We start from the raw sequence: 22,335 nt of genomic DNA, 5'->3' as shown, positions 1-22,335 counted from the left end.
TCAGTTTTCCGATGCGGGACGAGCGGGGAAGACGACGTACAGCGGCACGCCCGGCGCCTTGTACTGGTCCAGGAACTCGGTGATGCCTTCGTCCTGGTTGGTCCAGTCGCCCACCATGTACACGGTGCCGGTTTCATCCAGGAGTTTCTTGAAACCGTCGGTGTGCAGCACGGCTTTTTCGTTGACCTTGCAGGTGATGCACCAGTCGGCCGTCATGTCGACGAAAACCTGCTTGCCCTGGCCGCGAAGTTCGGCGAGTTTTTCCGCCGAGTACGGCACCGTGCCTTCGATCGACGCGACGCCGGTGTGCGTATTGGGCACGCGCAAGGCGCCATAGGAAACGCCGAAAGCCAATGCGATGAATACCCAGGCCGTCGCTTTCTTCAGCAGACCATCGCCGTAGCGCTGCCGCTCGAACCACCAAAGGCCGATCGCCAGCAACACAGTGCCGACCAGCAGCAAGGCCACCGCATCGATGCCGCGCTGCTTGCCGAACACCCAGGCCAGCCAGATGGCGGTCAGATACATCGGGAAGGCGAGCCAGGACTTGAACGTGTCCATCCATGCGCCGGGCTTCGGCAGGCGCGAGGCCAGCGCCGGCACGAAACCGATCAGCAGGAAGGGCAGGGCAAGGCCCAGGCCCAATGCGAGGAAAACCAGCATGGCCGGCAGCATCGGCGCGGTGAAGGCATAACCGAGTGCGGAGCCCATGAAAGGTGCGGTGCAGGGGCTGGCGACGACGACGGCGAGTACGCCGGTGAAGAAATCGCCGGCCGCGCCGGACTTTTCCGTCAGCGATTGCCCGGTGCCCGCCAGCGTGGCGCCGAATTGCCAGAGGCCGGACAGGCTCAGGCCGATCGCGAACAACAGCAGGACGAGGATCGCGACGACCGCCGGTTGCTGCAACTGGAAACCCCAGCCGAGCGCTTCGCCCGCGCCGCGCAATGCCAGCACCAATCCGCCCGCGACCGCGAAACTCGCCAGCACGCCGGCGGTGTACCAGAGCGCCTGCGATTTCGCGCGCGCGCGGCTCGTTCCGCCTTCGGCCAGGGACAGCGCCTTGAACGACAGCACCGGCAAGACGCAGGGCATCAGGTTGAGGATCAAACCGCCGAGCAGGGCGAGCAGCATCGCCGCGAACAGTCCGGTGTCGGCCGGCTTGTCGTCGGTCACCTTGGCGTTGGTCAGCGCCTGCCGCATCAGATCCAGCGTCAGCACCTGCGGCAGTTTCACGCCGCCATCCAAACCGGCCGGGGTTGCAATGACGGCGGAAGCATCCGCGCCATCGCCTGCCGGCAGATCGATCGCCATCGTGCGCGTCATGACCGGATAGCAGATGCCGTTGTTCTGGCAGCCCTGGAAGCTGGCCTCCAGCGTCAGCGACTGCGTGGTCGTGTTCTCGCGCACGACCGGCACCGGGATTTCCGCCACGTCGAAATACACGGTCACGTCGCCGAAATGTTCGTCCTTGTGCGAACGGCCTTCGGGGAAACGCGGCGTGCCCAGCGAAACGCCTTGCGCATCGAGCAGGCGGAACTTCGTCTTGTCGCGATACAGGTAATAGCCCTGCGCCGGCGTCAGCCGCACCAGCAATTCGGCCGGCGTGTTGGCGATGGCTTCGAACTTGAAGGCATGCGCCTCCGGCAAGGGCAGGCCGCCGGCGGCGATCGCCGGATCGGTGGCGCCGGTCAACGCGGCCAACGGATCGTTGCTCGCGGGCGAAGCGACGATGCCCTCCGCGCCGGGCATCGTCACGGTCAGCGTGCGCGTCTGCGGCGGATAGCAGACGCCGACATCGGCGCAGCCCTGGTACTTCACCTTGAAACTGACTGTATTCACGCCGCTGGCGGTCGCGCCCGTCAGCGTCGCCGTCACCGAGTCGCGGTAGGTTTCGACGTCGCCGAAAAATTCGTCGCGATGCTTGTGCCCCGGCGGTAGCTGCAGCGGATTGAACTTGAACGACGAGTCCGTCGGCTGCACGGCGAAGCGATGGCGATACAGGTAATAACCTTTCGCGACCTTCCAGGTGAACTCGACCTTCTCGCGCGATACCGCCTTCGCGCTGAGCACGTAGGCCTCGTCGACTGGCAGCAGGTCGTCCACGCTCAATGCCTGCGCGCGCACTGAAGTTGCGGCGAATCCGGCCAGCAATACGGCCAGGGCCGCGGCGAACAAACGCATCATTCGGAAATCTCTGTGTTCTCGGGGCGGGTCTCGTCCTGGACCCATTGCAGGTAAGGGGCCAGTCCGCCCGCGGCTTGGAGCGCGATTATCTCGGGAAGTTCGTACGGATGCCGCTCCCCGATCGCCTCGGTGAGGGCTTGCATGCGGTCGTCCCAGGTCTTGATCAAGAGCAGGACCTCCTCGGCATCCTCCACCCGGCCTTCCCAGCGGTAGATCGAATGCAGGCCGGGCAGGACCTGGACGCAGGCCGCCAGCCGCAACTCGACCAGGTCCCGCGCCAGGGTCAGGGCGGCGGGTTTGTCGGGGCAGGTGCAGGTGACGAGCAGGGCGGGCATTGCCCGATTCTAGGCCAAGCCCCCTTGAAAGCCGGGCGGCTCCCCCCATTACTGGGGCACCCGGCGATGCCGGGATTTTCTACGGCCCGAGGCTGGCACTCGTTCATGGCGAGTGCTAATATTCCGGCCCCATTTCCTCCCCAATCAACCAGTTACGAGGGTTGTCATGAATATCAAACCGCTGTTCGATCGCGTCGTCATCAAGCGCATGGAAGAAGAGAAGATGTCCGCTGGCGGCATCGTGATCCCCGATTCGGCCACCGAAAAGCCGATCAAGGGCGAAGTGCTCGCCGTCGGCCCGGGCAAGGCCCTGGACAACGGTTCCTTCCGCGCCCCGGCCCTGAAGGTCGGCGACAAGGTGCTGTTCGGCAAGTACTCGGGCACCGAAGTGAAGCTCGACGGCCAGGAAATCCTGGTGGTGAAGGAAGACGACATCTTCGCCGTGATCGGCTGATCGCTGCGCTGGCGCCTCGCGCCGCCGGCGAACTTACGAAAAAACAAACACGAATCTGAGGTAACAAGACAATGGCAGCCAAAGAAATCCGCTTCGGTGAAGATGCCCGCGCCCGCATGGTGAAGGGCGTCAACATCCTCGCCAACGCCGTCAAGGCGACCCTGGGCCCGAAGGGCCGCAACGTCGTGCTCGAGAAGAGCTTCGGCGCCCCGACGATCACCAAGGACGGCGTGTCCGTCGCCAAGGAGATCGAACTGGCCGACAAGTTCGAGAACATGGGCGCGCAGATGGTGAAGGAAGTCGCGTCGAAGACGTCCGACAACGCCGGCGACGGCACCACCACCGCCACCGTGCTGGCGCAGGCCCTGATCCGCGAAGGCATGAAGGCCGTCGCCGCCGGCATGAATCCGATGGACCTCAAGCGCGGCATCGACAAGGCCGTCGTCTCGGCCGTCGAAGAGCTGAAGAAGATTTCGAAGCCGTCCTCGACCTCGAAGGAAATCGCCCAGGTCGGCGCCATCTCGGCGAACTCCGACCACAACATCGGCGAGCTGATCGCCAAGGCGATGGACAAGGTCGGCAAGGAAGGCGTGATCACCGTCGAGGAAGGCTCGGGTCTCGAGAACGAGCTCGACGTCGTCGAAGGCATGCAGTTCGACCGCGGCTACCTGTCGCCGTACTTCATCAACAACCAGCAGTCGATGTCGGCCGAGCTCGATGACCCGTTCATCCTGCTGTACGACAAGAAGATCTCCAACGTGCGCGAACTGCTGCCCGTGCTCGAAGGCGTCGCCAAGGCCGGCAAGCCGCTGCTGATCGTCGCCGAGGAAGTCGAAGGCGAAGCGCTGGCGACCCTCGTCGTCAACACGATCCGCGGCATCGTCAAGGTCTGCGCCGTGAAGGCGCCGGGCTTCGGCGACCGTCGCAAGGCGATGCTGGAAGACATGGCCATCCTGACCGGCGGCACGGTGATTTCGGAAGAAGTCGGCCTGCAGCTCGAGAAGGCGACCATCAAGGATCTCGGCCGCGCCAAGAAGATCCAGGTCTCGAAGGAAAACAGCACGATCATCGACGGCCACGGCGCCGCCGACGCGATTAAGTCGCGCATCGACCAGATCAAGGCGCAGATCGAGGAGACCTCCTCGGACTACGACCGCGAGAAGCTGCAGGAACGCGTGGCCAAGCTGGCCGGCGGCGTGGCGGTCATCAAGGTCGGCGCGTCCACCGAGATCGAGATGAAGGAAAAGAAGGCGCGCGTCGAAGACGCCCTGCACGCGACCCGTGCGGCCGTCGAAGAGGGCATCGTCCCGGGCGGCGGCGTCGCGCTGCTGCGCGCCAAGGCGGCGATCGCCGGCCTGAAGGGCGCCAACGAAGACCAGAACCACGGCATCGCCATCGCGCTGCGTGCGATGGAAGCGCCGCTGCGCGAAATCGTCACCAACGCCGGCGAAGAGCCGTCCGTCATCCTCAACAAGGTCGTCGAGGGCAAGGGCGCGTTCGGTTACAACGCCGCCAACGGCGAATACGGCGACATGATCGAGTTCGGCATCCTGGATCCGACCAAGGTCACGCGTACCGCGCTGCAGAACGCCGCGTCCATCGCCGGCCTGATGATCACCACCGAAGCGATGGTGGCCGAGGCGCCGAAGAAGGACGAACCGGCGATGCCGGCCGGCGGCGGCATGGGTGGCATGGGCGGCATGGACTTTTAATCGGCGGTCCTTCGCCGATTAACCCGGGCTTCGCTGCGCTCAGCACCGGGCTACGTCCAGATGGAGGCCGTCCCTGGCCTCCGTTCGCACCAAGAGAAAGCGTTCCAAGAAAACCCCGCTTCGGCGGGGTTTTTCTTTTTTGTGGGCGTTCGTCGGCACGCGGCCATGCTGCGCGAAATCCCGACTCGCCCCGCTTCGGCGAGGTTTTTCCAGTGCGATCTCGCGGTTCCCGCCGACGCATCCGTTCCGGAGCCAAGCCAGGCTTCGACGCCGCGGCTCCGGCTGATAGCATGGCGAACTTGCACGACCTGCGCGAACGAACACTCTTGTAGTTTTCTAAGGTCCTTGCTCGGTGGATCTTCCGGTCCGAATGGAAACGAACTCGATGTTCACCCTCGTCGTCGAAGGCTGGCGCGCTTACGCGCAGTCCCATTCCATCGTCAATCAGTTCCAATGCCTCGAGCTCCTCAAGCGGGGCGACGTGCGTCTGTTCCATGTCGAAGCGCCGCATCCGCCGGCGGGTTTCCTCAAGGTGGGCTCGTGGAAAGTCGCCACGGGGCTGCTGCCTGCTGCCAGCGAAGCTGCGATCGCGGCGATTCCCGAACCGCCCTCAGGTCTCGTTCCCGACGCGACCTTCCGCCTGGCGTTCCCGTTCGATTTCTCGTCGGCTCCGCGCGGACGAACCTTCGTATTCGCCGTCGCCGAAGGCAAACGGCTCAACCAATACATGGTCGCCGGCAACCGGGCGTTGCCGGAGGTCCTCGGAAACGACGTCACCGTCGTCACGCCGTCCGGTTTTTCCCGGACGCGATTGATTGCGAGCGGCGTGCCCGCGCATCGCGCCGTCGTCGTGCCACATGGCGTGGACACGCAGACCTTCCGTCCTTCGGCCGATGCCGAGCGGATGGCCCAGCGTCGAAAGCGCGGCATCGCCGCGGACGATTTCGTATTCCTCAATGTCGGTGCGCTCTACGATCGGAAGGGCATCCCATCGTTGCTCAAGGCCTTCGCTGCGATCGCGTCACGGCACGAAAACGCGCGCCTCGTGCTCAAGGGCATCGATTCGGTTTATGGTTCGCGCGCCGCCGTCGCCGCTATGATGGCGAAGCTGTCGGCGGCGGAGCGCCGGGCGACGGAAGGCAAGATTTCCTACCGAGGCGGGGAATTGTCGTACCGCGATCTCGCCGACCTGTATCGGAGCGCCGATGTGCTGGTGTCGCCTTATCAACTCGAGGGATTCAACATGCCGGTGCTGGAGGCTGTCGCCTGCGGATTGCCCGTCATTTGCACTGCCGGCGGCCCAACGGACGACTTTACGCGGGATAGTTTCGCCTGGCGGATCGACAGCGATCTCGTGGAATTGGACGGTGGCTCCGAACGCCTGATGCCGGACCAGGACCACCTCGTGCACCTGATGGATAAGTCGCTCGAAGACAGATCCTTCCGACCACGCGCCATGGCGACGGGCCCGGCCTTCGCCGCCGAAAACTACGCTTGGGACAAGGTCACGGACCGCCTTGTCGAAGTCCTAAGGGGCCGATGACCGCCACGCCCGCCTCCCAGATGCTCAGCGTGATCATCCCCGTCCGCAACCAGGCCGGCGCGTTGCGTCGCTTGCTGGGAAAACTCAGGGAGCAGGCGATCCCGCCCGACTGGCGGGTCGAAGTCATCGTCGTCGACAATTGTTCGACCGACCACACCGCGGCGGTGATCAAGGCCAGCCCCTTCACCTATGTACTGTGCACGGAGCTCGGCAGTGGCGCCGCCCGCAATGCAGGCGTGGCCGCCTCGCGCGGTTCGCTGCTCTATTTCATGGATGCCGACACGCTGCCCGGGTCGAACGAACAGTTCGTGGTAGTGGTCGACATTGCCAGCCGCATCGGCCCGGGCAGGTTCGGTGCTTTCGGAGGCGCCGTCGTCATTCCGCCGAACCAGCGCTGGAATCCGATCGCGATCGCGGATCATTGGGCCTGTTGGTTCAACTGGCATCCGGTCCGGCCGCCCGAGCGCACGAATCTGTTCCAGCCAGGCCTCAGCCTGGTCGCGACGCGACGCGCCTTCGACGCCGTCGGCGGATTCGACAACTCGTTGACCGTCATGCAAGACATGGAATTCCAGCATCGACTGATGGGGCGCGGTTTCGCGATCTACTTCACGCCACGCCTGGTCGTGATGCACGAAGCGCGGGGTTCGTTCTGGCGCTCCTGGCGGCACAGCTGGTCTTGGGGTGGTCCGTTTCGCGAACGCTACCTGCCGACGGTGCCGGACTACGGCCTGAAGTATCCGCTCGGCCATCCACGTTTCTTCCGCAACCTCGTTCCGCTGTTTCGTCGGCGCTTCCGGATGGTGACGCGGATCGCGCGCGCGAATTCAAGATGGCAGGTGGTCTATTGCTACCCCTTCCTCGCGGCGACGATATTTGCCTGGGCTTATGCCGTCGTCCGCGGCAGGGAACCCACGCATGAGGAGCGCTCGCCGATATGACGACGCTCGGCGAAGAGCTGGCGGAGCAATCCCGCTGGCGCGCACGCGCCAAGGGGGATGCCGCCGCCTACGATGCGCTCGTCGCCAACGAATTCGACACGCCCGACGCGCAGGTCGCCCGCATCGCCGGACCGCTGAGACGCTTGCTGCGGATTTGCGCCAGGCACGTTCCGTTCTACCGCGAGAGATTCGCCGAGCTTGGTCTGGATCCCGAAGCGCGCGACCCGCTGGAAACCCTGTCGCTCCTGCCGGTGCTGCTGAAGGGGAACGTTCAGGAGCATGCCAAGGCCTTGGTCGCGGAGGTATTCGCCGAGCCGAGCGACCGCATCGCGAGCAGCACCGTGTCTTCCGGCACGACGGGCCGGCCGACGCGCGTCTACTTCAGCATGGACGCGTGGCGCATGTTTGGCGTGCTGAAACAGCGCGAGTACCGCTGGTTCCGATTCGATCCGGCGGAGAAGCTCGTGTCCATCCGCCTCGCCAGTCAGCTTTCGTGCAAGGCCGACGGCTCCCGGCTCGCCGACGGCGAAATGCTCAAGCACTTGGCGTGGGGCCACGTGGGATCGGCGTTCGCCACCGGCCCGCATCTGCACTACAACGTGACCAATCCGGTCGACGACCAGTTGCGGCTCCTGCGGAAACAAAACCCGCGTTATCTGATCGGCTATCCGGAAACGCTCGAACACCTCGCCTTCGCTGCCGCGCCGGAATCTCCCGTGGGATCGATCCGCTCCGTGCTCGCGGTTTCCGAGCAACTGACGCCGGGCATGCGCCGGTTCATCGCGCGCAGCTTCGGTGCGCCGATCCAACAGAACTACGGGCTCAACGAGATCGGACTGGTCGCCGTGCGCTGCGAAGCTGGGCGCTATCACGTCCACACCGAGCATTGCCACGTCGAGATCCTCGACGCCGCCGGCAATCCTGTCGAATCCGGAAAGGCGGGCCGCATCGTGGTGACGTCGCTCACCAACACCGCCATGCCGATGGTGCGCTACGACACCGGCGATCTTGCGCAAGTCATCGATGGCGCTTGCCCCTGCGGCCGCACCTTGCCGGCTTTCGGGGAGGTGGTCGGTCGCTACAGCCGCATCGCGTTCCTGCCGGAAGGAACACTCGGCCTGGTCGGCACGCTGAGCAGTGCGGTGGAGGAAATGCCGGCCGAGCATGCCCGGGGATTGCGGCAGATCCAGATTCACCAGTCTCGCGACCAGGGTTTCGAGTTGCGGGTGGTAGCCACCGGTCCGTTGCCGCAGGCGTTCTCACGAACGGTGCACGCCGCCTGGGCGCGTGCGAGTGCGGACGGCGATTACCCGCTGGCCATCGTCCAGGTCGACGAGATTCCGCGGTCGCCCGGCGGAAAATTCCAGGCGTTCACGTCGGACTTCATGCCGGCATTGAAGCCGGATGGCGGCGATTGACGTTCTCGCCGGCATGGATTAACCCGGGCTTCGCTTCGCTCGGCACCAGGTTACAGGCAGGCCGAGGCCGTGCTTGGCTTCAAGAGAAATCGTTTCAAGAAGACCCTGCCTTGGCGGGGTCTTTTTTGCGCAAGTGCTTCCGTGCACCCTACGGTGACTGCCGTTCCGGTATGGGTTTCGTTAGCGGACGATTCGCTTTCCGTAAAGAATGCGTTCGTCGCGTCGGCCGCGTGGCGGATGCTTGCGCAGCGCAAGCCGACCATATAAGTTCGCGCAAACTTCCAGACACCCCATGCCCAGCATCTATGCGTTGAAGCCTGCGTTCCAGTCGCTCCTGCGACCCGGCGTGGCTTTCCTGGCGAAGATCGGTGTCACGGCCAATACCGTTACCGTGTTCGCCTGCGTGGCGTCCGTCGCCCTCGGCGCCGTTCTCTATCTCGCGGCATCGCCCGCGCTATTCCTGCTGCTGCCGGCATGGATGTTCCTGCGCATGGCGCTCAATGCGGTGGACGGCATGTTGGCGCGCGAATTCGGTCAGCAATCGCGCCTGGGCGGCTATCTCAACGAACTGACCGACGTGATCGCCGACGCGGCGCTCTATCTTCCGTTCGCCCTGGTCGCGCCTTTCCATCCCGCCTGGGTGGTCGCTGTCGTGTTGCTGGCGATGCTCAGCGAGTTCGCCGGTGCACTCGGCCCGATGATGGGCTCGACGCGGCGTTACGAAGGGCCGATGGGCAAGAGCGACCGCGCGTTCGTCTTGGGCGCATTGGGCTTGTGGCATGGCCTCACTGGCGCATTGCCTGCGTTCGTCGCCTGGACGATGCCCTTGCTTTGCGCACTACTGTTGTTGACGTGCTTCAACCGCGTTCGTGCCGGCCTGGCATCGGCGTCCGATTCACCACCCCAGTGAGACCCATGCGAACACCTTCGGAAAATTCCTTCGCGACCCATGACGGCACCTCGTTGTTCTACCGGCACTGGCCGGCGACCGGCGCGCGTCGAGGCGCCATCGTGCTGCTGCATCGCGGCCACGAGCACGGCGGCCGCGTCGCCCACCTGGCCGACGAGCTCGACCTGCCCGATTTCGACGTCTTCGCCTGGGATGCGCGCGGCAACGGCCAGTCGCCTGGCGTACGCGGCGACAGCCCGAGTTTTTCCGCCCTGGTGCGCGACCTCGCATGTTTCGTGGCGCATATCGAAGCGCAGCACGGCGTCGCGCCGCGGGACATGGCGGTCGTGGCGCAGAGCGTCGGTGCGGTCGTCGCTTCGACCTGGGTACACGACTACGCGCCGAAGATCCGCGCCCTCGTGTTGGCATCGCCGGCCTTCAAGGTAAAGCTCTATGTGCCGCTGGCGCGCCCCGGCCTGAAGCTGATGAGCGCGCTGTTCGGGAATTTCTTCGTCAACAGCTACGTCAAGGCGAAGTTCCTGACGCACGATCCGGAACGCATCGCCAGCTACGAGTCCGATCCGCTGATCGCGCGCCCGATCTCGGTGCGCGTGCTGCTTGGCCTGTACGAAACGGCAGAGCGCGTCGTCGCCGATGCGCAGGCCGTGCATGTGCCGACCCAGTTGCTGATCTCCGGTGCCGACTGGGTCGTGCATCATGGCCCACAGCATCGGTTCTTCGACGGGCTCGGCAGCAGCATCAAGGAAAAGCACGTATTGCCGGGGTTCTTCCACGACACGCTGGGCGAGCGCGACCGGCATACCGCCGTCGCGAAGGTGCGGCGCTTCATCCTGCAGCGTTTCGATGCCGCGCCGGTCATTCCCGACCAGCGCCGCGCGCACGAAGCCAGCCCGAGCCAGATCGAATCCGACGCGCTCGGCGCACCGCTGCCGTGGTGGTCGCCGCGGGCCTGGTACTGGGCGAATACGAAACGCTCGCTGAAATTCGGCGCGTTGTTCTCGGCCGGTCTGAAGCTCGGCGAAGACACCGGCTACGACTCCGGCAGCACGCTCGATTTCGTTTACCGGAATCGCGCCGAAAGCCGTAATCCCTTCGGCAAGCTGATCGACAAGGTCTATCTGGGCTCGATCGGCTGGCGCGGCATCCGCATCCGCAAGACGCATGTCGAGGAACTGCTGCGCCTGGCGATGGCACGGCTGCGCGCTGCCGGCCTGCCGGTGCGCGTGATGGACATCGCTGCGGGCCACGGCCGCTATGCGCTCGAATTCTTCGAGCGCGAGGGCGGCAAGCCCGATGCCGTGCTGTTGCGCGACTACAGCCCGATCAATGTCGAACAGGGCCAGGCCCTGATCGCCGCGAAAGGCATGCAGGCGATCGCGCGCTTCGAGCAGGCCGATGCCTTCGATCGCGCGCAGGTCGGCAGCGCGCAGCCGGCGCCGACGCTGGGCATCGTGTCCGGTCTGTACGAATTGTTTCCCGACAACGCCTTGCTGGAAGCTTCGCTGGGCGGTCTGGCCGATGCGATTCCGGTCGGAGGCTATCTCGTTTACACCGGACAGCCCTGGCACCCGCAGCTCGAGCTGATCGCGCGCGGCCTGACCAGCCATCGCCAGGGCGCGGCCTGGGTGATGCGCCGGCGCAGCCAACGCGAGATGGATCAACTGGTCGAGGCCGCGGGTTTCCGCAAGATCGAACAGCGTATCGACGACTTCGGCATCTTCACCGTCTCGCTGGCGCAGCGCATCGCATGAACGACGATGCCTGGCAGTGGCGGCGCGGCCTCGCCTGGCTGGCGCTCCTCGGTCCTTTGTTCTACCTGAGCTACGGCTTTGCCAATCACCTGGCGGCCTCGCGCAGCGGCGTGCCCTCGATCGTGTTCGATTGGGAGCGCGGCGTGCCGTTCATGGCCTGGACGATCCTGCCGTACTGGACGATCAATGCCTTCTACGCCGCGTCGTTGCTCGTGCATCGGCGCGCCGCGGACGTCGACCGGCAGGGCAGGCGATTGCTGACCGCGCAATTCATCGCAGTCTCGTGTTTCATTCTCTTTCCGCTGAAGTTCGCTTTCACGCGGCCGGAGACCGAAGGCTGGTCGGGTGCGATGTTCGATGCCTTGACCAGCTTCGACAAACCCTTCAACCAGGCGCCGTCGTTGCACATCGCGCTGCTGGTGATCCTGTGGAGCCTGTACACGCCGAAGCTGCCGCGCGCCATGCGACCCGTGCTGCATCTGTGGTTCGCGCTGATCGGCGTCTCGGTGCTGACGACCTACCAGCATCATTTCATCGACATCCCGACTGGCGTGCTGCTCGGCGCGTTCTGCCTGTGGTGCTGGCCGAACGAAGGCCCGTCGCCGCTGACAAGCTGGAGGCGAGATCGCGACGCAACGCACTGGCGACTGGCTGGGTACTACGGTCTCGGTGCACTGGCCTGTGTCGCACTCGCGCACCTGGGTGGTGCCTGGCTATGGTCGCTATGGCCCGCAGTAAGCCTGCTTCTGATTGCGTTGGCTTACGCGGGACTGGATTCGCGCGTTTTCCAGAAGACGACGCGGGGCCGCATTCCATTGGGGCCGAGATTACTGCTGATGCCGTATCTGCTTGCTGCGCGCGTCAACCAAGGGTGGTGGACCCGCGGTTCGGTCGCTGCCGTGTCGTTGGGCGAAGGCGTCAGTTTCGGTCGCGTGCCGCGCATCGGCGAGCGCCTGGCGGCCGGCGAATCGTTGGTGGATCTGTCGGCCGAACTCGATAGCAGCGGCGCCACCGTACGCGCGATTCCCTGCCTCGACCTGATACCGCCGTCGCCCGCCCAGTTGCGCGAGGCGTGCGCGGCCATCGAAGCGGCGCGCAGCACGGGTGACGTACGCGTGGCCTGCGCGCTCGGGTTTTCCCGCAGCGCCAGCGCGGTGCTCGCCTGGTGGCTGCGTACGGGTCGCGAGTCGGATCTCGCGCAGGCGGAACAACGTCTGCGCGCCTTGCAGCCTCGGCTCGTATTGACCCCGACGCATCGCGAGGCCATTGCCGCGGCCGTGCATGGCTGAGGAACGAACGCCGCAGACCGAAGCGCAGGCGGCGGCGACGCGCTTGCGCCAGTCGCTGCGCGGGGACGTCGTTGCGGGATCGTGCGTCATCATCGCCATCGGCCTGCTGTTCGTCGTTCCCTTGCGCAGTCTTCCCGGCGCCTTGTCCGTCGTCGCACTGCTGATGACGCTCGTGGTCGCGTATTACTCCCTGCGCATCCGTTTCGATGCCGGGATCTTCGAGCAGTGGTCAACACGGCCGGATATCGACGCGGCGGTGCAGGAGTTCGATGCCGCACTCGCACGACGATTTCCCGGGCGCTCACTCCCGGCGGTGCGACCGTTGGCCGATCGCGCCGCCGGTGCATTCGCGCTGGCCCGGCGTCATCGCGGCTGGTGCGGGCTGCAGGCAACGGCGATACTGGTCGCGGCGGCCGCATCGGTCGCAAGAGGATTCTAGGGGATGTTCGAACGCATCGTCGCCGCCGGTATCGTCGGCTTCACACGCCTGCTGACCGGTGCGCGCACGATCTGGACGGCACCGCAACCGCGCGGGCGACAACGCGCCTACTTCGCCAATCACAATAGTCATGGCGATTTCGTCCTGCTGTGGTCCTCGCTCGATCCGCGCGAGCGTGTCCGCACGCGGCCCGTCGCTGGCCTGGATTATTGGTTGGGCGATCCGCTGCGCCGTTACATGGCCGAACGCGTATTCCGCGCGGTGTTGATCGATCGCAACCAGGAAACGCGCGTGCGCAATCCGATCGACCAGATGATCGAGGCGATCGACGCCGACGATTCGCTGATCCTGTTTCCCGAAGGCACGCGCAATCTCAGTGAACAACGATTGCTTCCTTTCAAGCCCGGGCTCTGGCATGTCGGCCGCCGCCGGCCCGCGCTCGATCTGATCCCGGTCTGGATAGACAATCTCAACCGTGTCCTGCCCAAGGGCGAGGCGATTCCGGTGCCCCTGCTATGCACCGTGCGCTTCGGTGCCGCCTTGCATGTGGAAGAAGGCGAGGAATGCGATGCCTTCCTGGCGAGGGCGCGCGAAGCCCTGCTGGATCTCGCGCCGGACGAGGAAGACCCATGAGCTTTCAGTTGCCGACCGACAACCCCTACTACCTGCTGTTCGGCGGCGTGGTCTGCACGCTGCTGCTGGCCAGCGCGATCGGCCTGGCCATGCGCCAGCTCATCGCGCGCGGACGGCCGCACGCCGTGATCGACAACCTGATCGACCGCGTCAACGCCTGGTGGTGGATGGTCGGCGTGCTGGGCGTCAGTTTCTGGCTCGGGCGCGTCGCGGTGATCGTGTTGTTCGCCATGCTCAGTTTCTTCGCCCTGCGCGAGTTCCTGACCATTACCGATACGCGTCGCGGCGACCATCGCGCCCTGCTGGCGAGTTTCTTCCTCTGCCTGCCGGTGCAGTACTGGCTGCTGTACATCGATTGGTACGGCCTGTTCGCCATTCTGCTGCCCGTTTACGGCTTCCTCGTGCTGCCCATCCTGGCCGCGCTCAGCGGCGACCCGAAACGCTTCCTCACCCGCACCGCCACCATCCAATGGGGCGTGATGGTGGCGGTGTACTGCCTGTCGCATCTGCCGGCGCTGCTGAACCTGCGCATCCCGGGGTTCGAGGGCAAGAGCATGCTGCTGATCGCCTACCTGATCCTGATCGTGCAGGGCAGTGATGTACTGCAGTATGTGTGGGGGAAACTGATCGGCAAGCACAAGCTCTCGCCGACCTTGTCGCCTTCGAAGACCTGGGAAGGCCTGATTGGTGGTGTGCTCAGTGCGACCGCGTTGGGCGCCGCCCTGCATGGTTTGACGCCATTCACGGCCTGGGAAGCCGCCGGCCTGTCCTTCTGCGTCTGCGTGATGGGTTTCTTCGGTGGCCTGGTGCTGTCGGCGATCAAGCGCGATCGGGGCATCAAGGATTGGGGCCACCTGATCGAAGGCCACGGCGGCATGCTGGACCGGCTCGACTCCTTGTGCTTCTCGGCACCGATCTTCTTCCACCTGGTGCGCTACTTCTGGACCTGAAGCGGCAGACCCAGGGCGACTCCCGCCGCTGCGCAAGCTAAAATGCACGGGTGCGCCGTCTCCGTTTCCAGCAATCCCTGACCCACCTCGCCTTGCTGGCGATGCTGTTGCTGGCCTTCGTGCCGACAGCGAGCCGCCTGCTCGCTTCTGCCGGCTTGGCGACCGGCGGCTCCTGGGTCGAGCTGTGCACGGTCACCGGCCTGAAGTGGGTGCAGCTGCCCGAGGGCGACGCGGCGCCATCGCATTCCGCACAGATGGGTGAGGACTGCGCCTACTGCCCACTGCTCAACGCCGTGGCGGTCTTCGCCCTGTTGCTGGCCCTGCTGCTTCCGGCGGCGCCGCGCGAATTGCTCGAACGATTCGCACGATTACAGCGCACTGTTTCCCGCCATCCCTGCGGCCTCGGTTCCCGCGGCCCGCCACTCGCGCTCTGAAACACGACCCTCCTGATCTGCGCGCCGCTCGCGGCGCGCGCCTCGTGCCTTCGGAGTTCCCATGTCCCGCCCCATCCATGCGGCCGCGCCCTGTGCGCGGCTGTCGCTCGCCATTGCTTTGTCCATGGCCGCCTTCGCGGCCACCGCGTCCGAAATCGCTGCCGACACGGAAGCGCCGCGCAAACCCAAGGACTTCGGCACCGTCGAGGTCGTAGGCACTCAACCGACGTCGCTGCCGACCCAGATACCGACCACGATGGAAGGCATCGATGGCGAGGCGGTCGAAGAGCGGGTCAACGCCACCGATGCCGAAGATGCGTTGAAATATTTCCCCAGCCTGCTGGTGCGAAAGCGCTACATCGGCGACTACGACCACGCGGTGCTGGCCACGCGCGCGTCCGGCACCGGCAACAGCGCGCGATCGCTGGTCTACGCCGATGGCATCCCGCTGTCGAACCTGCTCGGCAACGGCGCCAGCTTCACGCCGCGTTGGGGCCTGGTGTCGCCGGAGGAGATCGAGCGCGTAGACGTGCTGTACGGCCCGTTCTCGGCCGCGTATCCCGGCAATTCCGTCGGCGCCGTGGTCGACTACGTCACGCGCATGCCGCAGCGTTTCGAGGCGCATGCCAAGCTCGGTTACTACGTCGAGGATTTCGAGCTCTATCGGACGAATCGCCACTTCGCCGCGCGTGCGTTCAGCGCGTCCCTCGGCGACCGCGTCGACGGGCTGTCGATGTGGCTGTCGCTGCAGCGCCTGGACAGCGAGGCGCATCCGATCGCGTTCGCCAACCTGCTCGAATCGGCCGGGACGAGCGGCGGCGGCATGCCGGTGCAAGGGGAGGTCGCCGGCGAGAATCCGCGACGCCAGCCCTGGTTCCTGCTGGCGGCGACGGGACAGACGAATACCGTGCAGGACCATGCCAAGCTCAAGCTCGCCTACGACGTCGGCCCGGACCTTCGCCTGAGCTATGTCCTGGGTCTCTGGAAGAACGAGGCCTTCCGCGATTCGGAAACCTGGCTGCACGATGCCACCGGCCATCCCATCTACAGCGGCAACGTATCGATCGATGGACGACGCTATCTGATTCCGGCAACGGCGATTTCCCTGCAGCGCGCCGACCTCGAACATCGCATGCAGGGCTTGTCGCTCAGACGCAGCAGCGGCGGCGAATGGGACTACGCCATCGGCCTGAGCCGTTACGACTACGTGCGGGACGTCCTGCGCTCGCCGACCGTCGCGCGACCCATCGCCGATTCCGGTGGAGCGGGGCGCCTCGTGGACAGCGAAGGCACCGGCTGGCGCACGGCCTCGTTCGCCTTCACCTGGCGCCCGAATGCCGCGCACGTGATCGAGTTCGGACTGCAGGACGATCGCCACCGACTACGCACGCGCGTGTTCGACACCACCGACTGGATCGCGGGCGATGCGACGGCACGCTTCTCCGCCTTCGGCGGCGAGACGGAACTGCGCAGCCTCTTCTTGCAGGACACCTGGCGCGACTCTGATCGCTGGACCCTGACGCTGGGTTTGCGGCACGAACGCTGGCGAGCCCGCGACGGGCTGCTCGCCAATGCGACCAGCGAATTCGGTTTCGCGGAGAGAAGCGAGACCGCGTTCTCGCCGAAGGCGGCATTCGCGTTTTCGCTGGCGCCCGATTGGTCGGTGCGCGCATCGATCGGACGAGCCGTGCGTTTCCCCACCGTCAGCGAGCTCTACCAGGGTTCGATCGCGACGAATGCCATCGTCAACAACGATCCGGACCTGAAGCCCGAACGTTCCATCACCTCGGAGCTGTCGCTATTGCGCCGTGGCGAACACAGCGACTGGCGCGCGACGATCTTTCACGAGCGCACACGCGATGCCTTGTATTCGCAGACGAACGTGACGGTCTTGCCGAACATCACCAACATCCAGAACATCGGCGCCATCCGTACGACGGGCCTGGAACTGGCGGGGCACTGGTACGACGTCGGCGGGCAAGACCTGGACCTGGACGCCAGCCTGACCTTCGCCGATTCGATCATCCGCGAGAATCCCGGCTTTCCCGCCAGCGAGGGGCGCTGGCAACCGCGTGTGCCGCGCTGGCGCGCGAACCTGGTCGCCACCCATCGCATCGATGAGCACTGGAGCTTGACCGCAGCCGCGCGCTACAGCGGCCGGCAGTTCAATACGCTCGACAACAGCGACACCCATGCCGAGACCTACACCGGCACCAGCCCTTTCCTGGTATTGGACCTGCGTGCGAAGTACCGGCATGACGCGCACTGGAGCGCGGCGCTGGGCGTGGACAATCTCGGCGATCGGACCTACTGGAACTTCCATCCCTACAACCAGCGGACCTGGGCGGCAGAACTGCGCTACGACTACTAGAGGGAGGGTCCGATGGCCGGCTCCCGTCGCGGGCAGCGTTGTCGATGATGGGCCAGGGACGGCCCCTCGTGAAAGCCGCGCAGCGCGGCTTTCGCGGTTTTCGGCTACCCTAAATCCCAGCCCGCCGCCCAGCCCCCCGGAGAGTCCCTTGGCGTCCGATCCGAATCCGCTGCTGCGACAGGTCGCGGGCCTCGACACCCAGACGGCGATCGAACGCCTGGACCTGGCCAATCCGACCAAGATCGCCGAGGTATTGGCGGCGCTGCCGCCGGCGCGCGCGAACACCATCCTGTCGGCGATGAACGAAGACCTGCGCGCGCGGGTGATGGAAGCCGCGCCGCCGGGTACCGACTGGAGCGATGCGCTGCGTTTCCCCGAAGGCAGCGTGGGCCGCCTGATCGAAGACCCGCCGGCGGTGTTCCGCAGCGGCACTAGCGTCGCCACCGCGATCGACATCCTGCGCGAGACGGTGCGTCAGCGCATGGTCACCTATCTGTTCGTCGTCGACTCGGCCAATCGCCTGATCGGCGTCGTCGCTTTCCGCGAGCTGCTGTACGCCGAACGCAGCCAGCCGCTCGACACGGTGATGTTGCGCAACCCCTTCTTCCTGCGCCCGACCATGACGCTGGTCGATGCGATGCGCGAGGTCGTGACGCGGCATTTCCCGGTGTATCCGGTCTGCGAAGAAGACGGCACGCTGGTCGGCCAGGTGCGCGGCCAGATCCTGTTCGAGCAACAGGCCTTCGAAATTTCCGCGCAGGCCGGCGCCATGGTCGGTGTGGAAAAGGAAGAACGCCTGGCCACGCCGCTGATGCGCGCGTTCAAGTTCCGCCACCCGTGGCTGCAGATCAATCTCGTTACGGTGTTCATTACCGCCGCCGTCGTCGGCATCTTCCAGGACACGGTCGACAAGATCGTCGTGTTGGCGATGTTCCTGCCCGTGCTCGGCGGTCAGACCGGCAACCTGGGTTGCCAGGCCCTGGCCGTACTGTTGCGCGGCATGACGCTGGGCGAACTGAAGCCGGGCCGCATCATGGCCCTGATGGCGAAGGAAGCGACGCTCGGCCTGATGAACGGCCTCGTCACCGGCGCCCTGGCCGGCATTGCGATCTTCATCGTCGCCAGCCGCGAACCGGGCAGCGAAAGCCCGCTCTTTCTCGGCCTGATCACGATGGTCGCGATGGCGTTCAGCTGCGTCGTCGCCGGTCTGTCCGGTACGGCGATCCCGCTGATACTGAAGAAGCTCGGCGCCGATCCGGCGACGGCATCCAGCATTTTCCTGACCACCATTACCGACGTGGTCAGCATGGGCAGTTTCCTGGCGATGGTGACCTACTTCCTGATGTGATGTTGCACTGCAACGTGCGACCGCTGCGGAGTCGGGTCAGGATGCCATCGCTCCATCGTAGGGGAGGGAGCGGAAAGCCCGCGGCTGCATTGGCGCCGCGGGCTTTCTTTTTCCGCCGGCCGTCACCGCATCAGTTCCGCTCGACTCGCGCCGCGTAGCAGCCTCGCTTGGCGTAATGCGCCTGCAGATAGCTGACTTCAGGATTGGCGAAGAAGCCCTCGATGCGCTCGCCGAGGTCGCGGCCTTCGACCAGGTCGGCGTCCACCATCATGTGGTTCGCATCGAAGGCGCGCAGCGAGATGATGCGATGGCGCAGGGCATCGGGAACCGTATCGATCGCGACCGCGGCTTCGCGCGCGCCTTCGCGCACGAAGATCGCATGGCTGGCGCGATACGGCGTATCGGCCGGCTGGTGCACGTGGTTGAGCAGCAGCACCGTTTCGCCCACGGGCACGTCGCAAAGACCGATGCGGTCGGGATAACCCGGATGGCTGTCGACGGTCATGCGTTTCACGCCGAGTTCGGCGAGCCGCCCGTCGTCGAGGTCGTAGAGATGCTGGAACGGGGCGGGCGCGAGGCCCTGGATGCGGAAGGACATGGCGAACTCCTCGGAAGACGAGGTCATGATCGGGGTGGAGCACCGGTGCCGCTATCCGGATCGTGCGCAGCCGCTGAACGCGGCGGATCGATCGGCGCGCTGGCATCGGCGCACGAACCGCGGCCTTCCAGCCCTGCTCTTCGCGTTGCCCGCTTCCAATCGCGGCGATTCTGTCCTTCCGCCGCATGACCAATATCGCCCCGGTTTTTCCCTCCGCGACGATTGGTACCCCAGATGTGTCCGATAACACCGCGGGCCTTCGCTGGGAGGAAGCGCGACGGCGCGCTGCGGGCCGCTGATTCGAGGCAGGAAGCCGGCTTGACGAGATGCAGGAGCGGCGAGGACCATACGGTTTATCACCCCGCCTTTGGGGTCTATAAGTAGTTAGGCCCCTTCAGCCAGATGGCGCGCAAACCTCATATCGTGCACGCGGTTCCGGCAAAGCTCGTGTCCTCGGCAGTGCCTGCCGAGTTCCGAGCACTCGTCAATACTGTATCGCTCAAAGACCAAACCTACACGGTGCTCGTTTTCCCAAGCGCGCACGGTTCTTCCAACACGATCGTGGACTCCCACTCCGTCGCGAAAGCACTAAGCGCGACAGCGTCGAGAGCCACGGTTGTTGCGGTGGGCCACAACTTCACAGCGGAGGCGAGGACACTCCTAGACGAGACTGGGGGCCAGTGCTTCGCACAATCCGACTTCTATTGGACAGATGAGAGTTGGGCTAGTATCCGAGACGAGCAACGATAGGGTCCGGCAGCCAGATTCGGGGCCTAACTAATCATTCAAGCCGACGCCTTCGGCGCGGCTTAACTCAGGCGTTAGGCGTCAATGACCCGCTGGGATGTTTTTGCTGCTCTCTGTTACGGTGCGATATTCGTGATCTTCGCGGTGCTACGCCGTGGTCCAATTGTCGGGGACACTACTGGCGTACTTCTGTCAGTTTTCTTGTTCGGGAGCTACTGCGGCATCGTCGCGTTTGGCACAGACGGCAAGAGGCCGTGGTTGTCGCTTTCCAGGCAAACACTGCTGGGTGTTCTAGTTGCACTGGCAATCGGGGCGATGCACACCACATCGATCGAGGGGTTTATTGGGGCTAGCATCATCGGCCTCTTGCTTGGCTTCACCGCAGACATGTGGGTCAAGCACATTCGACCACCGTGATTGCCGCCTAACTACTCATTCGAGCCGACCGCCGGGTGTAGACTCGGCGCATACAACCGCTGCCGGCCGGCGTCGGCTAGATTCGGGCGTTGGGTGCCATTGAAATGGTTCGCACAGTTGGCGAAGATGAAAGCGAACAAAAGGTCATTGATGACATTGCTGCGTTCGGCTGGCACTGCGTCAACATCATGGCTGACGGAAAGCTTCCCCCGTACTCCTTCACCATCGGCCTATTTCAGAGCTATGGGCACCCCGAGCTGATCATATTTGGCCTCAAAGCCGAGATCGCGCATCAGATTCTTGCCATTGCTGCTGATGCGGCAAAGAGCGGCGTCCCACTCGATCTCACGCAGCCTTCCGACGCACTGCTAGACAACTATTTCTGTTGCTTTGTCCAAGTTCCAGCCACGGAGTACCGTGACAATGTTGGCTACTGCCGCTGGTACTACCAAGGCAACGGCTTTCCGCTTTACCAGGTTGTGTGGCCTTCGCGATCCGGCCTGTTTCCGTGGCATCCTGACGCCACATCGGAGTTCAGGGCTACCCAGCCGGTCATTGCAGGCGCGTCGGGTGGCACCTAACAATTCATTCAAGCCGACGCCCCAATCGCTACGTTTTTGGTCCGCGGCCCAATTCAGGCGTTAGCTGCCATCATGACTCTTGATGATGTGCTCGAAAAATGGATTCCATACCGCCTTCAAGCGATCGAAACGATGCAGTTCGCTTGGGAATGGATGGGCGAGTCAGAATTGCCACGCCATGTGGACTTAGTGGTTGATGGCAAGCTCAAGCTACGCGGAAATGTGGCGATGATTGCTAATCCCATGTTTGAGGTGGGGATCATTCACGCCAGAGCATTGCTTGAGTTTCTCGGTCTTTGTGTAGTCAAAGGCAAACTAGGTCAAATCACGAATCGACGCCCGGACGATATTGCTGTTGAGCAATACTCAACACCTGCGTTCCCGCTGAGTATCGTTTCACCTAGTGCTGCTTTAGCCGCATATCCCGGGCCTAGAGCAGATGCGGAGGATGCCCTAGTCGCAATTTTTGAATGGGCCAATAAGGGGCTCGCGCATCTAACCACGGGTTCACTGTCTGGAAATTACACCGACATGCATCTCGATATCGCTTGCCGCGGCATCCCTGTGCTCTTGCACAATCATCTTTACGCCAAGCTCGGCAGGACTATTCCGGCCCCACCCAGCGCGACTCCCGCAAATGGCGGCTAACTGCTCATTGCAGTGGACAGTCGGATGTAGACTTGCCCAATCCAGCCGTTCGCGGCCGGCTGCCGCTCAATTCAATCGTTAGGCGACGAAAGTGACAATGAAGCCAGAAGCGCACAACTCGGCGCAGCTCCGTCCGCTGGAGCGCAAAGTCTGGACTGCGGTTTTCCGCATCAGCGGGCTTGTCTTGGTCTGCTGCATGGTGGCAATCGTCGGCTTTCCGGATACCGTTGGCTACTCATGGGTGTATTGGGCCGCGATGGGTTCCGCGTTAGTTTGCGGAGTAGCCGCAGCCATCCTGAGGAAGCTGGAGGGTGAAGAGGCTCGGGTGACGCTACTTGGCTCCTCGGTTACCGTGGGCGCGGGGATAAAGGGCAATGGGACATCGATGTAGATGACTAGCTTTCTTGGCGCCCGTCGACGATCGGGTTATCTGGCGGTCGCCTAACCAGTCATTCAAGCCGACGCCTTCGGCGCGGCTCGTTTCAGGCGTTAGGCACCAATCCATGTCCTGGGCAGATCCTTACCAGTCTCCAACTGTTCGCACGGCACCGCATTTGCCGTGGCGCGTCTATTGTTCTGGCAAGAGTCGAGCCTAGCGTCTAACAGTTCATTGGACCGGCCGCGTTGACACC

General features: G+C 64.3%; 21 protein-coding genes. 18 read left to right on the top strand and 3 right to left on the bottom strand.

The window, feature by feature from the left end; genetic code table 11:
- Both QM707_RS12525 and cutA read right to left on the bottom strand, forming a co-directional pair.
- The gene (locus QM707_RS12525) at positions 1-2,184 is read right to left on the bottom strand and encodes a protein-disulfide reductase DsbD family protein (protein ID WP_415002216.1); all 2,184 of its coding nucleotides are present in this window, start codon (positions 2,182-2,184) and stop codon (positions 1-3) included.
- The gene (cutA, locus tag QM707_RS12520; protein WP_415002215.1) at positions 2,181-2,519 is read right to left on the bottom strand and encodes a divalent-cation tolerance protein CutA; all 339 of its coding nucleotides are present in this window, start codon (positions 2,517-2,519) and stop codon (positions 2,181-2,183) included. The genes QM707_RS12525 and cutA overlap by 4 nt, the downstream gene beginning before the upstream one ends.
- Before the next feature lie 166 nt (positions 2,520-2,685).
- Here cutA and QM707_RS12515 point away from each other — a divergent pair, with 166 nt between their 5' ends.
- The 14 genes from QM707_RS12515 (at position 2,686) to QM707_RS12450 (ending at position 18,712) form a co-directional block, all read left to right on the top strand.
- A complete protein-coding gene (locus tag QM707_RS12515) occupies positions 2,686-2,973 on the top strand; it encodes a co-chaperone GroES (RefSeq protein ID WP_415002214.1) in 288 nt (95 codons plus the stop codon).
- A gap of 71 nt (positions 2,974-3,044) precedes the next feature.
- Complete coding sequence (groL, locus tag QM707_RS12510) at positions 3,045-4,685, top strand: chaperonin GroEL (protein ID WP_415002213.1); 1,641 nt, start codon at positions 3,045-3,047, stop codon at positions 4,683-4,685.
- A gap of 385 nt (positions 4,686-5,070) precedes the next feature.
- On the top strand, positions 5,071-6,228 hold the full coding sequence (locus tag QM707_RS12505; RefSeq protein ID WP_415002212.1) for a glycosyltransferase family 4 protein: 1,158 nt from the start codon (positions 5,071-5,073) through the stop codon (positions 6,226-6,228).
- A complete protein-coding gene (locus tag QM707_RS12500) occupies positions 6,225-7,169 on the top strand; it encodes a glycosyltransferase family 2 protein (RefSeq protein WP_415002211.1) in 945 nt (314 codons plus the stop codon). Before QM707_RS12505 ends, QM707_RS12500 begins: the two co-directional genes overlap by 4 nt.
- Entirely contained in the window at positions 7,166-8,587 is a 1,422-nt protein-coding gene (locus QM707_RS12495; protein ID WP_415002210.1) for a phenylacetate--CoA ligase family protein, read from the top strand. The genes QM707_RS12500 and QM707_RS12495 overlap by 4 nt, the downstream gene beginning before the upstream one ends.
- Before the next feature lie 292 nt (positions 8,588-8,879).
- On the top strand, positions 8,880-9,497 hold the full coding sequence (locus QM707_RS12490) for a CDP-alcohol phosphatidyltransferase family protein (protein WP_415002209.1): 618 nt from the start codon (positions 8,880-8,882) through the stop codon (positions 9,495-9,497).
- Positions 9,498-9,502: 5 nt separating this feature from the next.
- Positions 9,503-11,248, top strand: coding sequence for a bifunctional alpha/beta hydrolase/class I SAM-dependent methyltransferase (locus tag QM707_RS12485; protein WP_415002208.1), 1,746 nt, complete (start codon positions 9,503-9,505; stop codon positions 11,246-11,248).
- Positions 11,245-12,537: a phosphatase PAP2/dual specificity phosphatase family protein gene (locus QM707_RS12480; RefSeq protein WP_415002207.1), complete on the top strand. Its 1,293-nt coding sequence runs from the start codon at positions 11,245-11,247 to the stop codon at positions 12,535-12,537. The genes QM707_RS12485 and QM707_RS12480 overlap by 4 nt, the downstream gene beginning before the upstream one ends.
- Positions 12,530-12,976 (top strand): hypothetical protein, encoded by a 447-nt coding sequence (locus tag QM707_RS12475; protein WP_415002206.1) that lies wholly within the window; start codon positions 12,530-12,532, stop codon positions 12,974-12,976. The genes QM707_RS12480 and QM707_RS12475 overlap by 8 nt, the downstream gene beginning before the upstream one ends.
- 3 nt (positions 12,977-12,979) lie before the next feature.
- Positions 12,980-13,609 (top strand): lysophospholipid acyltransferase family protein, encoded by a 630-nt coding sequence (locus tag QM707_RS12470; protein WP_415002205.1) that lies wholly within the window; start codon positions 12,980-12,982, stop codon positions 13,607-13,609.
- Positions 13,606-14,559 (top strand): phosphatidate cytidylyltransferase, encoded by a 954-nt coding sequence (locus QM707_RS12465; protein WP_415002204.1) that lies wholly within the window; start codon positions 13,606-13,608, stop codon positions 14,557-14,559. The genes QM707_RS12470 and QM707_RS12465 overlap by 4 nt, the downstream gene beginning before the upstream one ends.
- Before the next feature lie 50 nt (positions 14,560-14,609).
- Complete coding sequence (locus QM707_RS12460) at positions 14,610-14,993, top strand: DUF2946 family protein (RefSeq protein ID WP_415002203.1); 384 nt, start codon at positions 14,610-14,612, stop codon at positions 14,991-14,993.
- A gap of 61 nt (positions 14,994-15,054) precedes the next feature.
- Complete coding sequence (locus QM707_RS12455) at positions 15,055-17,364, top strand: TonB-dependent receptor (protein ID WP_415002202.1); 2,310 nt, start codon at positions 15,055-15,057, stop codon at positions 17,362-17,364.
- Positions 17,365-17,512: 148 nt separating this feature from the next.
- On the top strand, positions 17,513-18,712 hold the full coding sequence (locus QM707_RS12450; protein ID WP_415002201.1) for a magnesium transporter: 1,200 nt from the start codon (positions 17,513-17,515) through the stop codon (positions 18,710-18,712).
- Positions 18,713-18,842: 130 nt separating this feature from the next.
- Here QM707_RS12450 and QM707_RS12445 read toward each other — a convergent pair whose 3' ends face one another.
- On the bottom strand, positions 18,843-19,310 hold the full coding sequence (locus tag QM707_RS12445) for a DUF1203 domain-containing protein (protein ID WP_415002200.1): 468 nt from the start codon (positions 19,308-19,310) through the stop codon (positions 18,843-18,845).
- An 831-nt stretch (positions 19,311-20,141) separates the two neighbouring features.
- On the opposite strand from QM707_RS12445, the gene QM707_RS12440 reads away from it, so the two are divergent.
- The 4 genes from QM707_RS12440 (at position 20,142) to QM707_RS12425 (ending at position 22,094) form a co-directional block, all read left to right on the top strand.
- A complete protein-coding gene (locus tag QM707_RS12440; protein WP_415002199.1) occupies positions 20,142-20,474 on the top strand; it encodes a hypothetical protein in 333 nt (110 codons plus the stop codon).
- A gap of 89 nt (positions 20,475-20,563) precedes the next feature.
- The gene (locus QM707_RS12435) at positions 20,564-21,055 is read left to right on the top strand and encodes a DUF4262 domain-containing protein (RefSeq protein WP_415002198.1); all 492 of its coding nucleotides are present in this window, start codon (positions 20,564-20,566) and stop codon (positions 21,053-21,055) included.
- 72 nt (positions 21,056-21,127) lie between these two features.
- The gene (locus QM707_RS12430) at positions 21,128-21,703 is read left to right on the top strand and encodes a hypothetical protein (RefSeq protein ID WP_415002197.1); all 576 of its coding nucleotides are present in this window, start codon (positions 21,128-21,130) and stop codon (positions 21,701-21,703) included.
- Positions 21,704-21,800: 97 nt separating this feature from the next.
- Positions 21,801-22,094 carry a hypothetical protein gene (locus tag QM707_RS12425; protein ID WP_415002196.1) on the top strand — a complete coding sequence of 98 codons (294 nt, stop codon included), beginning with the start codon at positions 21,801-21,803 and terminating at the stop codon, positions 22,092-22,094.
- Positions 22,095-22,335 lie beyond the last annotated feature (241 nt).

The organism is Arenimonas sp. (genome assembly GCF_047602345.1).
In the GTDB taxonomy this organism is placed as follows: domain Bacteria; phylum Pseudomonadota; class Gammaproteobacteria; order Xanthomonadales; family Xanthomonadaceae; genus Arenimonas.
Note: the sequence above shows the minus strand (reverse complement) of the source record. Positions and strands in the feature narration are given on the sequence as shown.